The 13,015-nt window shown below is 69.2% G+C and carries 14 protein-coding genes and 1 tRNA gene; 4 read left to right on the top strand and 11 right to left on the bottom strand.

Annotated features, from left to right (window positions below):
- Positions 1-19 precede the first annotated feature (19 nt).
- From QU602_RS03165 to QU602_RS03150, 4 genes are all read right to left on the bottom strand, one after another.
- Positions 20-856: an amino acid ABC transporter substrate-binding protein gene (locus QU602_RS03165; protein WP_308798713.1), complete on the bottom strand. Its 837-nt coding sequence runs from the start codon at positions 854-856 to the stop codon at positions 20-22.
- 130 nt (positions 857-986) lie between these two features.
- Complete coding sequence (locus QU602_RS03160) at positions 987-2,069, bottom strand: alpha-hydroxy acid oxidase (RefSeq protein ID WP_308798712.1); 1,083 nt, start codon at positions 2,067-2,069, stop codon at positions 987-989.
- Positions 2,070-2,112: 43 nt separating this feature from the next.
- The gene (locus QU602_RS03155; protein WP_308798711.1) at positions 2,113-3,324 is read right to left on the bottom strand and encodes an acyl-CoA dehydrogenase family protein; all 1,212 of its coding nucleotides are present in this window, start codon (positions 3,322-3,324) and stop codon (positions 2,113-2,115) included.
- The gene (locus QU602_RS03150; protein ID WP_373692965.1) at positions 3,321-4,445 is read right to left on the bottom strand and encodes a CaiB/BaiF CoA transferase family protein; all 1,125 of its coding nucleotides are present in this window, start codon (positions 4,443-4,445) and stop codon (positions 3,321-3,323) included. Before QU602_RS03150 ends, QU602_RS03155 begins: the two co-directional genes overlap by 4 nt.
- Before the next feature lie 212 nt (positions 4,446-4,657).
- Between QU602_RS03150 and QU602_RS03145 the strand changes: the two genes are divergently transcribed.
- On the top strand, positions 4,658-6,022 hold the full coding sequence (locus tag QU602_RS03145; protein WP_308798709.1) for an NAD-dependent succinate-semialdehyde dehydrogenase: 1,365 nt from the start codon (positions 4,658-4,660) through the stop codon (positions 6,020-6,022).
- A 162-nt stretch (positions 6,023-6,184) separates the two neighbouring features.
- Here QU602_RS03145 and QU602_RS03140 read toward each other — a convergent pair whose 3' ends face one another.
- Entirely contained in the window at positions 6,185-6,541 is a 357-nt protein-coding gene (locus tag QU602_RS03140; RefSeq protein ID WP_308798708.1) for an iron chaperone, read from the bottom strand.
- Between the two features lie 61 nt (positions 6,542-6,602).
- Between QU602_RS03140 and QU602_RS03135 the strand changes: the two genes are divergently transcribed.
- A complete protein-coding gene (locus QU602_RS03135; protein ID WP_308798707.1) occupies positions 6,603-6,872 on the top strand; it encodes an acylphosphatase in 270 nt (89 codons plus the stop codon).
- A gap of 120 nt (positions 6,873-6,992) precedes the next feature.
- Positions 6,993-7,793: a hypothetical protein gene (locus QU602_RS03130; RefSeq protein WP_308798706.1), complete on the top strand. Its 801-nt coding sequence runs from the start codon at positions 6,993-6,995 to the stop codon at positions 7,791-7,793.
- 87 nt (positions 7,794-7,880) lie between these two features.
- Here the strand turns inward: QU602_RS03130 and rplA are convergent, their stop codons facing one another.
- From rplA to QU602_RS03105, 5 genes are all read right to left on the bottom strand, one after another.
- Positions 7,881-8,570, bottom strand: coding sequence for a 50S ribosomal protein L1 (gene rplA / locus QU602_RS03125; protein ID WP_308798705.1), 690 nt, complete (start codon positions 8,568-8,570; stop codon positions 7,881-7,883).
- Positions 8,571-8,674: 104 nt separating this feature from the next.
- Positions 8,675-9,103: a 50S ribosomal protein L11 gene (rplK, locus tag QU602_RS03120; RefSeq protein ID WP_308798704.1), complete on the bottom strand. Its 429-nt coding sequence runs from the start codon at positions 9,101-9,103 to the stop codon at positions 8,675-8,677.
- A gap of 158 nt (positions 9,104-9,261) precedes the next feature.
- The gene (gene nusG / locus QU602_RS03115) at positions 9,262-10,200 is read right to left on the bottom strand and encodes a transcription termination/antitermination protein NusG (protein WP_308798703.1); all 939 of its coding nucleotides are present in this window, start codon (positions 10,198-10,200) and stop codon (positions 9,262-9,264) included.
- Positions 10,201-10,265: 65 nt separating this feature from the next.
- Entirely contained in the window at positions 10,266-10,541 is a 276-nt protein-coding gene (gene secE / locus QU602_RS03110) for a preprotein translocase subunit SecE (protein WP_308798701.1), read from the bottom strand.
- Positions 10,542-10,580: 39 nt separating this feature from the next.
- Positions 10,581-10,653: transfer RNA gene (locus QU602_RS03105), tRNA-Trp, on the bottom strand.
- A gap of 207 nt (positions 10,654-10,860) precedes the next feature.
- On the opposite strand from QU602_RS03105, the gene QU602_RS03100 reads away from it, so the two are divergent.
- Positions 10,861-12,078: a pyridoxal phosphate-dependent aminotransferase gene (locus QU602_RS03100; protein ID WP_308798700.1), complete on the top strand. Its 1,218-nt coding sequence runs from the start codon at positions 10,861-10,863 to the stop codon at positions 12,076-12,078.
- 182 nt (positions 12,079-12,260) lie between these two features.
- Here the strand turns inward: QU602_RS03100 and QU602_RS03095 are convergent, their stop codons facing one another.
- Entirely contained in the window at positions 12,261-12,923 is a 663-nt protein-coding gene (locus tag QU602_RS03095) for a hypothetical protein (protein WP_308798699.1), read from the bottom strand.
- Between the last annotated feature and the right edge of the window lie 92 nt (positions 12,924-13,015).

Genomic DNA, 13,015 nt, shown 5'->3' with positions numbered 1-13,015 from the left:
CCCCTTTCTGGCGGAGACCCTACTGCGAGACGTCGGCGCCGAAGTACTTCTCGCCGAGCTCGGCGAGCACGCCCTCGTCGCGGAGCTCGGCGAGCGCGTCGTCGATCGCGGCCCGCAGCGCCTCCTTGTCCTTGGTGAGTGCGAACGCGCTCTCCGAGGCCTCGTCGGTCTCGGCCGCGACCTCGAGGCCCGACTGCCCGTTGGTGTTCACGTAGTCGAGGTAGGTGAGCTGGTCGTTGATGGTCGCGTCCACCCGGCCCTGCTGCAGCAGGGCGACGGCCTGCGCCCAGCCCTCGACCGCCTCGACGTTCGCACCGGACTCCTGCGCGAGCTCGTACCAGTTGCTCGTGAGCGACTGCGCGGTGGTCTTGCCCTCGAGGTCGGCGAAGCTCGAGATCGAGTCGTCGCCCTCGTTCACGACGATGACGCCCGGCGAGACGGTGTAGGGCGTGCTGAAGAGGTAGCTCTTTTCACGCTCGGGGTTGATCGACACCTGGTTCGCGATGACGTCGAAGCGGCCCGCCTCGAGGCCCGCGAAGATCGCGTCCCACTGCGTCTCCTGGAACTCGATGTCGAGGCCGAGCTTCTCGGCGACCGCCTCGGCGACCTCCACGTCATAGCCCACCAGGTCGCCCGACCCCTCGTCGTGATAGCTGAACGGGCGGTAGGTGCCCTCGGTCGCGACCGTCAGCGTGCCGTCCGACACCAGCCCGTACTCGCCTCCCGCGCCCGTGGTCTCACCCGATCCCGATCCCGATCCCGATTCCGCCCCGGACGAGCACGCGGCGAGCGCGGCCACTGCGGCGGTGGCGGCGACGAGGCCGAGGGTGGAGCGGATGCGACGGGCACGGGTCATGGAGTTTCTCCTTCGTGGGGACGGATCGCCCGGGCTCGATCGCGAGCCGGTGGACGGTCAAGTCCACCACCGCGGGCACCCACACCCCAACGAGATGACGCCGTATGGCATTCCCGGAGGTCCGCGGTCGTCAGCGGGCGCGCTCGGACCGGCGAAGCAGCTCGGGGCTCAGATCGGCGACCGAGTCGCACCCGAGATAGCTGAGCGTGGAAGCGAGCTCGCGCTGCAGCAGGTCGAGCGTCGCCGCCACGCCGGATTCCCCGGCCGCGGCGAGACCGCGGACCGCGAGCCGCCCGATCCCGACCGCCGTGGCGCCGAGCGCGAGCGCCTTCGCCACGTGCACTCCGCGCCGGACCCCGCTGTCGACGAGCACCGGCACGGCGCCGTTCACCGCCGCGACCACCTCACGGAGCTGGGTCATCGGCGGGGTCGTCGTATCGAGGTTGCGTCCCCCGAAGTTCGAGACGTAGATCGCTGCGGCGCCGGCCCCGACGGCGAGTTCGGCGTCGGCTCCGCGGAGCACGCCCTTCATGACGAACGGGAGCGGAAGCGCCTGCGCGAGGTCGCCCAGCCGCTCCCAGGTCCAGCGCGGCGAGCGGAAGGTCCGGGTCTCCCGAAGGAGCTCGGGGTCGGCGAGGCCCTCACCGAAGTTCCCCAGCCCCCACATCGCGATGAGGTCCTGCCTCGACTCGAAGAGGCGCTCGCGCCACGGCACGGCCGGCACATCGGTGAACACGATCCCCCGGTAGCCCGCGGCGGCCGCCCGGTTCGCGTAAGCGAGGAGATCCTCCGCGGGACCGTGCAGGCTGAGATGGACGAAGCCGCGATCTTGACCCGAGGCCGCCGCGATCTCCTCGAGCGACTGCGACGACGTGTCGGGCACGATGCTCGGGATCCCGGCGGCCTTCGCCGCCCGCGCCACCGCAGCGTAGCCGTCCCGGTGATACGCGCGGTCGAACCCGAACGGTCCGATGAACAACGGCATTGCGCAGCGCAGACCCAGGTACTCGACCGCGAGCTCGGGGCGCGCTGAGCTCGACAGGAGGCGCGGGAGGAACTGCCACTCGTCGAAGGCCTCCGTGTTGGCCACGAGGCTGATTTCGCCGTTCGCACCCCCTTCGACGTAGTCCCAGGTCGCACGGTCGAGGTTCCTCGTCGCGTCGGCCTCGATCTCGCGCAAGCTGGCGTAGGGCGTCGGAGTGCTCACACCCACGAACTTATCGTGGAATGATGTTCCATTTCCAGCCGGAACACCGTCAGAACGCGCTGAGCCCTGTGAGCGCGCGCCCGATGACCAGCTGGTGGATCTCGTCGGTGCCTTCGTAGGTGCGCACCGATTCGAGGTTCGCCGCGTGCCGCATGACGGGCCACGCGTTCGTGATCCCGTCGCCCGCGAGGATCGACCGCGCCTCGTGCGCGATCCGCAACGCCTCGCGCACGCTGTTCAGCTTGCCGACCGAGATCTGCGCGGGCGTGAGCGCGCCGCGCTCTTTGAGCCGGCCGAGGTGCAGCGCGAGCAGCACGCCCTTCTCGACCTCGAGCAGCATGTCGGCGAGCTTGGCCTGGGTGAGTTGGTTCGCGCCGATCGGCTTGCCGAACACCTCGCGCGTGATCGAGCGCTCGAGCGCGGCCTCGAGGCACGCGCGCGCGGCGCCCATGGCGCCCCACACGATGCCGTAGCGCGCCTCGTTCAGGCAACCGAAAGGCCCTGAGAGCCCGGATGCCCCGGGCAGCAGCGCGTCCGCGGGCACGCGCACCCCGTCGAGGTCGATGTCGCACTGCACCGACGCGCGCATCGAGAGCTTGCCGTCGATCGGCGTCGCCGTGAACCCGGGCGTCGAGGTCGGCACGAGGAATCCGCGCACGGCGCGCGCACCCTCCCCGGCAGCGTTCGCTCCCCCTGGCCCGGACTCGTCCTCCACTCGCGCCCAGACGACCGCGACGTCCGCGAGCGAGGCGAGGCCGATCCAGCGCTTCGCGCCGTCGATGACCCACTCGTCGCCCTCGCGGCGCGCGACCGTCGTCATCGCGGCGGGGTCGCTGCCGCCCTGCGGCTCGGTCAGTGCGAAGCAGCCGATCAGCTCGCCCTTCGCCATGCCGGGCAGCCACTGCTGCTTCTGCTCCTCGGAGCCGTACTTCGCGATCGCACTCATGGCGAGCGAGCCCTGCACCGAGACGAACGTGCGCCAGCCCGAGTCGGCCGCCTCGAGCTCGATGCAGACGAGACCGTACGAGACGGCGCCGGCCCCGGCGCATCCGTAGCCCTCGATGTGCATCCCGAGGAATCCCAGCTCGCCGAGCTCGCGCACGAACTCGCGCCGGAAGTGCTTCTGTTCGAAGTCCTCCTCGATGACCGGGGCGATGCGCTCCTGCGCGAACGCGCGCGCCTGCTGCTGCCAGGCCCGCTCCTCGTCGGAGAGGAGGGCGTCGAAGTCGAACACCTGGTCGATGCGGGGCGCGGTCGTCATTCGGGGTCCTTTCGATGGAGCCAGTCGGCGCCCGCGTGCTCGTCGAGCGCGGGCGGCGGGGTGCGGTACGAGGGCGGGGTGGCGGACATGCCGATGGGGTCGGCGATCGAGCGGCGGCCGTCGAGGTCGACGACGGAGTCGAGGCCGAGTGATTCGGCGAACGCGATCGCCTCGGCGACGTCGTGGACGAGCCCAGCGGGCACGCCGCCGTCGGCGAAGATCGCGGCCCATTCGGCCGCTGGGCGCGCCGCGAGCGCGCCTTCGAGCTCGGTGCCGAGCTCGTCGCGGTGCGCGACGCGCGCCGGATTCGTGGCGAACCGGGCGGCGTCGCCCAGCTCCTCGCGGCCGACGAGCCTGGCGAGGGTGCGGAACTGACGGTCGTTGCCGACCGCGATCACGAGCTCCCGGTCGGCGGCCCGGAACACCGCGTACGGCGCGATGCTCGGGTGCTGGTTGCCCATGCGCGCAGGCGCCCGGCCCGTCGCGAGCGTCGACCCGGCCTGGTTGGTGAGCGCCGACAACAGGCCGTGCAGCAGGTTCACCTCGACGCGCTGGCCGGCACCCGTGCGGTCCCGCTCGCGCAGGGCGAGCAGGATCCCGGCGACGGCGTTCTGCCCCGTGATCACATCGACCAGGGCGACGCCCGCCTTCGCAGGCTCGCCGTCGGGCGAGCCCGTGATCGACATGAGCCCGCCGACGGCCTGCACCAGTAGGTCGTACCCGGCGAGACCCGCGCCCGCACCGTCGCCGAAGCCGGTGATCGAGCAGTACACGGCGCCGGGGTTCAGGGCGCGGACGTCGTCGTACGCGAGCCCGAACCGTGCCATGACGCCCGGCCGGAAGTTCTCGATCACGACGTCGGCCGTCGCCGCGAGGCGACGCGCCTCCAGGAGACCCGCCTCGGTCGCGAGGTCGAGCGCGACCGACCGTTTGTTGCGATTCACGGAACCGAAGTACGTGGCCTCGCCCGAGGCATCCGTCGGGGGCTTCCACTGGCGCGTGTCGTCGCCGGCCGGCGGCTCGACCTTGATGACGTCGGCGCCGAAGTCGGCGAGCAGCATGGTCGCGTACGGCCCCGCGAGCACACGGGAGAAGTCTGCGACACGGATGCCGCCCAGCACACCCTCCGGCACGTCGTCCTCCTCGTCTCGCCCTCGGCCACCCTACCCATCGCCCACACGCGCGATTCGTGTACGAGCCGTCGAAACCAGGCCGAGGATGCGACACGAAGTCCAGTCGCGTCCGGCGTTCCGGCACGTAGGCTGGTGCCAGGTGTGCACCGTCGTCACCGTCCGGCGACACGTCCCGTGCACCGCAGGCAGAAGGAGCGTGAATGAGTTACGCCGTGGTCAATCCGGCTACCGGAGCGACGATCAAGACCTATCCCACGATCAGCGACGCCGACCTGCAGGGCGCGATCGCCGACGCCGCCGAGGCGTATCGCACGTGGTCGAAGTCGACGACGGTCGAGGAGCGCGCCGCGCTCGTCCGACGCGTCGGCGAGTTGCACGTCGAACGCCGCGAAGAGCTCGCGGACATCATCGTCCGCGAGATGGGCAAGCCCACCGAGCAAGCCCTCGGCGAGGTCGACTTCGCGGGCGCGATCTACGAGTACTACGCCGATCACGCCGCCGACTTCCTCAAGGACGAGCAGATCACCCTGCTCGACGGCGAGGGCTCTGCGGTCGTCCGGCGTTCGGCGCTCGGCGTGCTGCTCGGCATCATGCCGTGGAACTTCCCGTACTACCAGGTCGCCCGCTTCGCGGGCCCGAACCTCATCATCGGCAACACGATCGTGTTGAAGCACGCCGAACAGTGCCCCGAGTCGGCCGCCGCGATCGAGCAGATCCACCTCGACGCCGGCTTCCCGAAGGGCGCGTACGTCAACGTGTACGCGACGCACGACCAGATCGAGACCGTGATCGCCGACCCGCGCGTGCAGGGCGTCTCGCTCACGGGCTCCGAGCGTGCCGGCGCGAAGGTCGCCGAGATCGCCGGGCGCCACCTCAAGAAGGTCGTGCTCGAGCTCGGCGGCTCCGACCCGTTCGTGCTGCTCTCGACCGACGACCTCGACGCCACCGTGCAGAACGCGGTCGACGCGCGCATCGACAACAACGGCCAGGCGTGCAACGCGGCCAAACGCTTCGTCGTCATCGACGAGCTGTACGAGCCGTTCCTCGAGAAGTTCACCGCGAAGCTCGCCGAGATCGAGGCCGTCGACCCGACGGCCGAAGACGCCGCGCTCGGCCCGCTGTCCTCGCTCAAGGCCGCAGAGACCCTCGACGACCAGGTCAAGCGCGCGGTCGAGCACGGCGCGACCCTCGTGCACGGCGGCGGGCGCGACGGCGCCTTCTTCCAGACCACGGTGCTGACGGATGTCTCGGCGGACAACCCCGCTTCGAAGGAGGAGTTCTTCGGGCCGGTCGCGCAGGTCTATCGCGCGGCCGACGAGGCCGACGCGGTCCGCATCGCGAACGACACGCCCTACGGACTCGGCTCGTACGTGTACACAACCGACGACGAGCAGGCGCTGCGCGTCGCCGACTCCATCGAGGCCGGCATGGTGTTCGTGAACGTCGTCCTCGCCGACGGAGCCGAGCTGCCCTTCGGCGGCATCAAGCGTTCGGGCTCGGGTCGCGAGCTCGGCCGCTTCGGCGCCGACGAGTTCGTGAACAAAAAGCTCATCCGCATCGGCTGATCGCGGCGGGCGGCGCGAGCCGCGCCGCGCGGTGAGCCAGAATCCGTATGCCAGTTCCGCCTCAGTTGAGGCGGAACTGGCATACGCGTTTCAGCGCCCAACCGCCGATCAGTCGAGTGCCACCGACCAGCTGACCGAGTTCAACTCGCCGACCGCATACGCCTATCGGTCTTGGGCCGCGTCGATCTCGTCGCGGCGCAGCAGGACGAGCTTGGTGATGAGCTCGTCGGAGAGCGGATGCGCCGGCTGGAACCGGATCGTGCCCTTCGACCAGTCGATGCCGTCGCGGTCGCTCTGCACGGCGTCGACGACGTCGGCACTGAAGGGGTAGTAGCCCAGATGCGTCTTGGCGGCGCGCACGCTCAGCAGCGGCCGGCCGCGATAGATGAGCGCGGGCATCCCGTAGCCCGTGCCCTCCTCGGCCTCGGGCACGAGTTCGAGTGCACGAATCCTGATGCGGTCGAGCGCGTCGCGCTCGGCCGGGTGCAACTCGCCGATGTACTCACTGAGCACGCCCATGCGGGGCAGCCTAGCCCTCGATCGCGCGGTTCGGGCGTACCCTGCTTGCCAGGAGGCACGTATGGTCCGGGTCCACGTCGTCGTGCACGGTCGCGTCCAGGCCGTCGGCTTCCGCTTCGGCGCGCGGGTCGAAGCGCAGCGTCTCGGCATCTCGGGGTGGGTGCGCAATCGATCGGACGGCGCGGTCGAGGCCGAGATCGAGGGCGAGCCCGGGGCGGTCGACCGCATGCTCGCGTGGCTCGACGAAGGCCCGCCAGGCGCGGAGGTCACCGCGCTCACCACGAGCGACCTGGATCCGACCGGCGAGCGAGGCTTCCGCGTCGACGCGTGACGCGAGCGTGCGCACACTGGCCCCTGGTCTGACGCCGTATACGTGCGGATCGACGGTGGACGATTCATGCGCTCACGCGTAGGATGTCGCGCGCTTGCCCATTAGTACATTGGGAGATCCATGCGCATCACATCACATCGAGTCATGCTCGCCGGTCTGGCCGTGTTCATGACCGCCGGGCTCACCCTGACCGGCTCGTTGGGGGCATCCGCGGCGCCATACGTCGCGCCTGCCAGCGAACCCGCCCCGCCATCGCCCGCAGCGCAGGCTGCGGCCCTCGTCGTCGCGGACTACGTCGCGACCCACGTCCGGCCGGTGTCTCCGGTCCTCGGAGATCCGGATGAGGACTGGAACGCCTTCGCTGGACCTTCCTATGAGTATTGGAAAGGCTTCCCGTTCGCGGCAGGACTCGCACAATGGGACTGCCAGATCAACGGCGAGGCTCACGTGGAACTGCTGCCAGCGACCGCGGAGTTCTCGGCGGCGAACGTCGTCCGGGCGTACGCGGCCGATTGTGGAGAAGGCTACCAGCCGACTACGGAGGAGGTCGCCAACCCTCGCGTGGCAGGCGACGGCACTCCGCTTGCCGATCACTCGGACGCGCAACCACTCGGTTGTGCGACAATCTCCGGCGGAAGCCACTGCCTCTCATTCAGTTCGACGGAGGTCACCGGCAAGTACACCTGGCTCGGCAACCTGATGTACGGGCGCCTTCGGCTGGGCCAAGCGAGCGTTGTCTGGCCGTCGTGCAACTCAGGGACGCCGCGCCTGAGCTTGCCGATACACGTCTTCGGCATGAACAACTTCGTCCAGGCGTCGATCCAACGAAATCAGAGCTCGAACTGGTCGCTTGCGTTCGACCAGGCCAATGCCCAAGGCGTGATCCTCGGCGAACGCAGCGTGTACTGCGAAGCCGCCTGAGGACCACGAAGGCCCGCCGGTTCGTGAACCGGCGGGCCTTCGGGCTCCCTGCGGCGCTGGCGCCGACTCGAGCCGTGAGTGCGAGACTCAGATGGCGTTGACGTCCAGCGGGATGCCGGGGCCGAACGTGGTCGACACGGCGCCCTTCTGGATGTAGCGGCCCTTGGCGCTCGACGGCTTGAGGCGGACGACCTCTTCGAGCGCGGCCTTGATGTTCTCGTCGAGCTGCTCGGCCGAGAACGAGGCCTTGCCGACGACGAAGTGCACGTTGGCGTGCTTGTCGACGCGGAACTCGATCTTGCCGCCCTTGATGTCTTCGACGGCCTTCGCCGGGTTCGGGGTCACGGTGCCGGTCTTCGGGTTCGGCATGAGGCCGCGGGGGCCCAGCACCTTACCGAGACGACCGACCTGGCCCATGAGCTCGGGCGTCGCGACGGCGGAGTCGAAGGCGGTGTAACCGCCGGCGACCTTCTCGATGAGCTCGGCGCCGCCGACCTCGTCGGCGCCGGCCGCGATCGCGGCCTCGGCCGCAGGGCCGGTCGCGAACACGATGACGCGCGCGGTCTTGCCGGTGCCGTGCGGGAGGATGACGGTGCCGCGGACCATCTGGTCGGCCTTGCGGGGGTCGACGCTGAGCTTCAGCGCGACCTCGACCGTGGAGTCGGTCTTCGCCGAGCCGGTCTGCTTCGCGAGGGCGACCGCGTCGCTCGGGGTGTAGTACTTGCCGGCCTCGATCTTGTCGGCCGCGGCCCGGTAGGCCTTGGACTTCTGTGCCATGTGGATTCTCCTAGCGAGAGTGTGGTCATCGCGCCTGGCCGGCGCTGCCACGAATGAGAGTTCTGGGGTGCCGGACGCCTCGGACGAGGCATCCGCGAAGGCGATTACTCGACCGTGATGCCCATCGAGCGGGCGGTGCCCGCGATGATCTTCGACGCGGCGTCGAGGTCGTTCGCGTTGAGGTCGGCCATCTTCTGCTCGGCGATGGCGCGCACCTGGTCGTTCGAGATCTTGCCGACCTTGGTGGTGTGCGGGACGCCAGAGCCCTTGGCGACGCCGGCGGCCTTCTTGATGAGCTCGGCGGCGGGCGGGGTCTTCAGGATGAAGGTGAACGAGCGGTCTTCGTAGACCGTGATCTCGACGGGGATCACATTGCCGCGCTGCGACTCGGTCGCCGCGTTGTAGGCCTTGCAGAACTCCATGATGTTCACGCCGTGCTGACCAAGCGCCGGACCGATGGGCGGTGCGGGGTTGGCGGCGCCGGCGTTGATCTGAAGCTTGATCAGACCAGTGACCTTCTTCTTCGGTGCCATGATTTCTCTCTTTCTGTTCGAACACCCCTCGCGGGGCACTCTCCCGACGGCCCGGCGGTTCCGGGTCGCGGTGGCTCGTGTGCTGATCGTGGGTGGTCCGCACGCAGCACAACCCTCCGATACTACCGGAGGGTTGCCGCTGGTGTGCTGGGAGTTTCCTAGAGCTTTGTGACCTGGTCGAAGCTGAGCTCGACCGGGGTCTCGCGCTCGAAGAGCGAGACGAGCACGGTGAGCTTGCCGCTCTCGGGCTTGATCTCGTTGATCGTGCCGGGCAGGCCCGCGAACGAGCCGTCCTTGATCGTGATGGTCTCGCCGATCTCGAAGTCGACCTCGGCGGGGACGACGCGCGCGGCGCCGGCCGAACCGGCACTCGCCTTGGCGCCGGACTTGGCCGCCGGCACGTCCTTCGGCTCGACGAGGCTCTTCAGCATGCCGAAGGCCTCCTCGAAGCGCAGCGGCGTCGGGTTGTGGGCGTTGCCCACGAAGCCGGTGACACCGGGGGTGTGCCGGATGACGGACCAGCTCTCCTCGTTCAGCTCCATGCGCACCAGCACGTAGCCGGGGATGCGCACGCGCGTGACCATCTTGCGCTGGCCGTTCTTGATCTCGACGACGTCCTCCATGGGGACCTCGACCTGGTAGATGTAGTCGGCCATCGCCATCGACTCACGCCGCTGCTCGATGTTCGCCTTCACCCGGCGCTCGAAGCCCGCGTAGGAGTGGATGACGTACCACTTGCCAGGGAGGAACCGCAGTTCGGCGCGGAACTCCTCATACGGGTCGGCCTCTTCGGCCAGCTCTTCCTCTTCTTCGACGGCCTCGACGGCGGCCTCGGCCTCCTCGACCGAATCGATCTCGAGGGCGTCGTCGACGACGGCGTCAGCCTCGGGGTCGCTGGCCTCGGCCATCGCGTCGAGCACCGCGTCGAGGTCGACGTCGTTCCCCTCGTCGTCGACGACGTGGACGGCGCGCTGCTCGGCGGGGTCGACGGACTCCTCGTCGTGCTCGGAGGACAGCCCCTCCTGGACCTCGTCGACCTCTGACGACTGCTCGGCGGCAGTCGCCCAGTCGACGTCGTCGCGCTCGTACTTCGTCACGTTGTGATCCTTCTCTCTGCCCGGTTGCAGACCCGGGGGTTCTGCTTCGGCGGCCGAGGGCCTGATCAGACGCCCGGCGTCCCGAAGACGTACAGCACCAACAGGCCGAACAACTGATCCAGCCCGTACACGATCGCCATCATGATGATGACGAAGATGAGCACCACGATCGTGAAGTTGATCAGCTCACGCCGCGTCGGCGTGACGACCTTCTTGAGCTCGCCGAAGACCTGCCGGATGAACAGCGCGATCCGAGCAAACGGATTACGCCGCGCCGCGCGTTCGCGCTTGGCGTTGGCGACGACATCCTCACTGGGTTCGTCGATGACTTTCCGAGCCACTCGTATCCCTTTCGTGGGCCGGCAATGCCTGCCGGCTCGCAGGGCGGACAGGACTCGAACCTGCAACCTGCGGTTTTGGAGACCGCTGCTCTACCAATTGAGCCACCGCCCTTCGAAGACGTGTGCCTTCGTCGGTGTCACGACCTTCGGCCTCGTTTGCCCCGCCCATCAAATTCGGGCATGGAGAAGCTTGGCCGACTTCCGCAACCTCAGCAAGTGTAGGCGACGGAGGGCGCGCCGCCAAACCCGGTATGCCGGACGAGCGCGGTGTTCCCGGTCACGCGCGCGCACCGGGACATCCGCCCCGTAGGCTGGTCGGGTGACCAGCCGAGCCCGCCTCTCCGCCAGAATCGCCGCCATCGCCGAGTCCGCCACGCTCAAGGTCGACGCGAAGGCGAAGGCCCTGCAGGCCGATGGGCGACCCGTCATCTCGTACGCCGCAGGCGAACCCGACTTCGCGACCCCCGCGCACATCGTCGAGGCCGCGCTCGCCGCGACGCGCGACCCCAAGAACTACCGGTACACGCCCGCCGCGGGCCTGCCGGACCTCCGCGAGGCGATCGCGGCGAAGACGCTGCGCGACTCCGGTCTCGCCGCCACGGCGAGCCAGGTCGTGGTGACCAACGGCGGCAAGCAGGCCGTGTACCAGGCGTTCCAGGTGCTGCTCGACGACGGCGACGAGGTGCTCGTCCCGACGCCGTACTGGACCACCTACCCCGAGGCGATCAAGCTCGCCGGCGGCCGGCAGGTCGACGTCTTCGCGGGCGCCGACCAGGGCTACCTCGTCACGGTCGAGCAGCTCGAGGCGGCGCGCACCGAGCGCACCAAGGTACTGCTCTTCGTCTCGCCCTCCAACCCGACCGGCGCGGTGTACCCGCCCGAGCAGGTGCGGGCGATCGGCGAGTGGGCGCTCGAGCACGGCATCTGGGTCATCTCCGACGAGATCTACCAGAACCTCACCTATGCCGACGACGTCGACGGCACCCCGCCGCGCGCGCTGTCGGTGGTCGAGGCGGTCCCCGAGCTCGCCGACCAGACCATCCTCGTCAACGGCGTCGCGAAGACCTACGCGATGACCGGCTGGCGTCTCGGCTGGATGGTCGGGCCCGCCGACGTCATCAAGGGCGCCGCGAACCTGCAGTCCCACCTGTCGTCGAACGTCTCGAACATCTCGCAGCGCGCCGCGATCGCAGCCCTCACGGGCCCGCAAGACGAGGTCGAGGCGATGCGCCGGGCGTTCGACCGGCGACGCCGCACGATCGTCGCCGAGCTCTCGAAGATCGAGGGCGTGACGGTCCCGGTTCCGCAGGGCGCGTTCTACGCGTATCCGGATGTCTCGGGCCTGCTCGGTCGCGACTGGAACGGCGTGACGCCGACGACCTCGCTCGAGCTCGCCGACCTCATGCTCGAACAGGCCGATGTCGCGGCGGTTCCGGGCGAGGCGTTCGGCCCCAGCGGCTACCTGCGGTTCAGCTACGCGCTCGGCGACGCGCCCCTGCTCGAGGGCATCCAGCGCCTGCAGCGCCTGTTCGGCTGACGCGGCACCGGCAGCGCGGCAGGAATCGTCGCGCGAACGTTGCGGTTGACATCGACGTCACTGTCAATCGCGACGCGGAGGAGTGCGCTGTGCGAATCGGAGAGGTCGCTCGCCCGGGCATCACCGGACAGCACGGAGCCGGCGTCACCTCGACCGGACGCCGGCTCCGTTCCTCGCGTCGCCTACAGCAGGAGCTCACCGAGCGGGCCCACGAGGTAGCGCAGCGAGTACGCCTCCCACACGGCACCGATGACGAACAGCACGAGCGCCGGGAGCGCGAGCAGCCCGAGTCGTCTCAGTCCGAAGAGATACCCGCGACGTCGATTCGCCGCGCCGACCGAGCGTGGCACGAGCCAGCCCTTGCCGATGAGGTACGCACCCAGCAGAAGCAGCACGTACGCCTGGAACTCGATGACGAGGGTGAGCGAGTGCGGAATGAACAACACCCAACCCGGGGCGGACGTCGGCACGATGGTCACTCCGGTGGTGACCGCCCAGTAGCCGAACAGTGGGAGGCCCGCGAACGGCACGATGAGCGATGGCAGCACGATCCTCAGCCCGGCGAGGCCGAACACGTTCACCGCGAAGATCACCAACGCGAACAGCGGGGGCGTCTCGAACAACGTGCGCACGAGCTCGCCGGTGCCGTCCTCCTCGAGTCCCACGGCGCGCTCCGCCACCAGGTCGGGGAAGAGCAGCCCGAGGCTGAACCCGATCAGCGCGAGTCCATACGCCGCGGCGTTGATGATGAGGTACACGCGCAGGTTCTCGCGGATGACCCGGAATGGGCGTCGCCAGAGCCGCACACGTTCGGTCGGTACGGAAGTGGTCCTGTTCGTTGTCATGCACTCATCGCACCAGAGCGTTCCCCGCGTGTGCAGTGGCGTGGTGTCACCGGGAAAGATGACGTGGCGTCACTACCTCGTCCGGCCGGAAG

Origin of the sequence: Agromyces protaetiae (genome assembly GCF_030866785.1) — a bacterium.
Taxonomy (GTDB): Bacteria; Actinomycetota; Actinomycetes; order Actinomycetales; family Microbacteriaceae; genus Agromyces; species Agromyces silvae.
The sequence above is the reverse complement of the archived record's forward strand: the minus strand, read 5'-3'. Positions and strand labels throughout refer to the sequence as shown.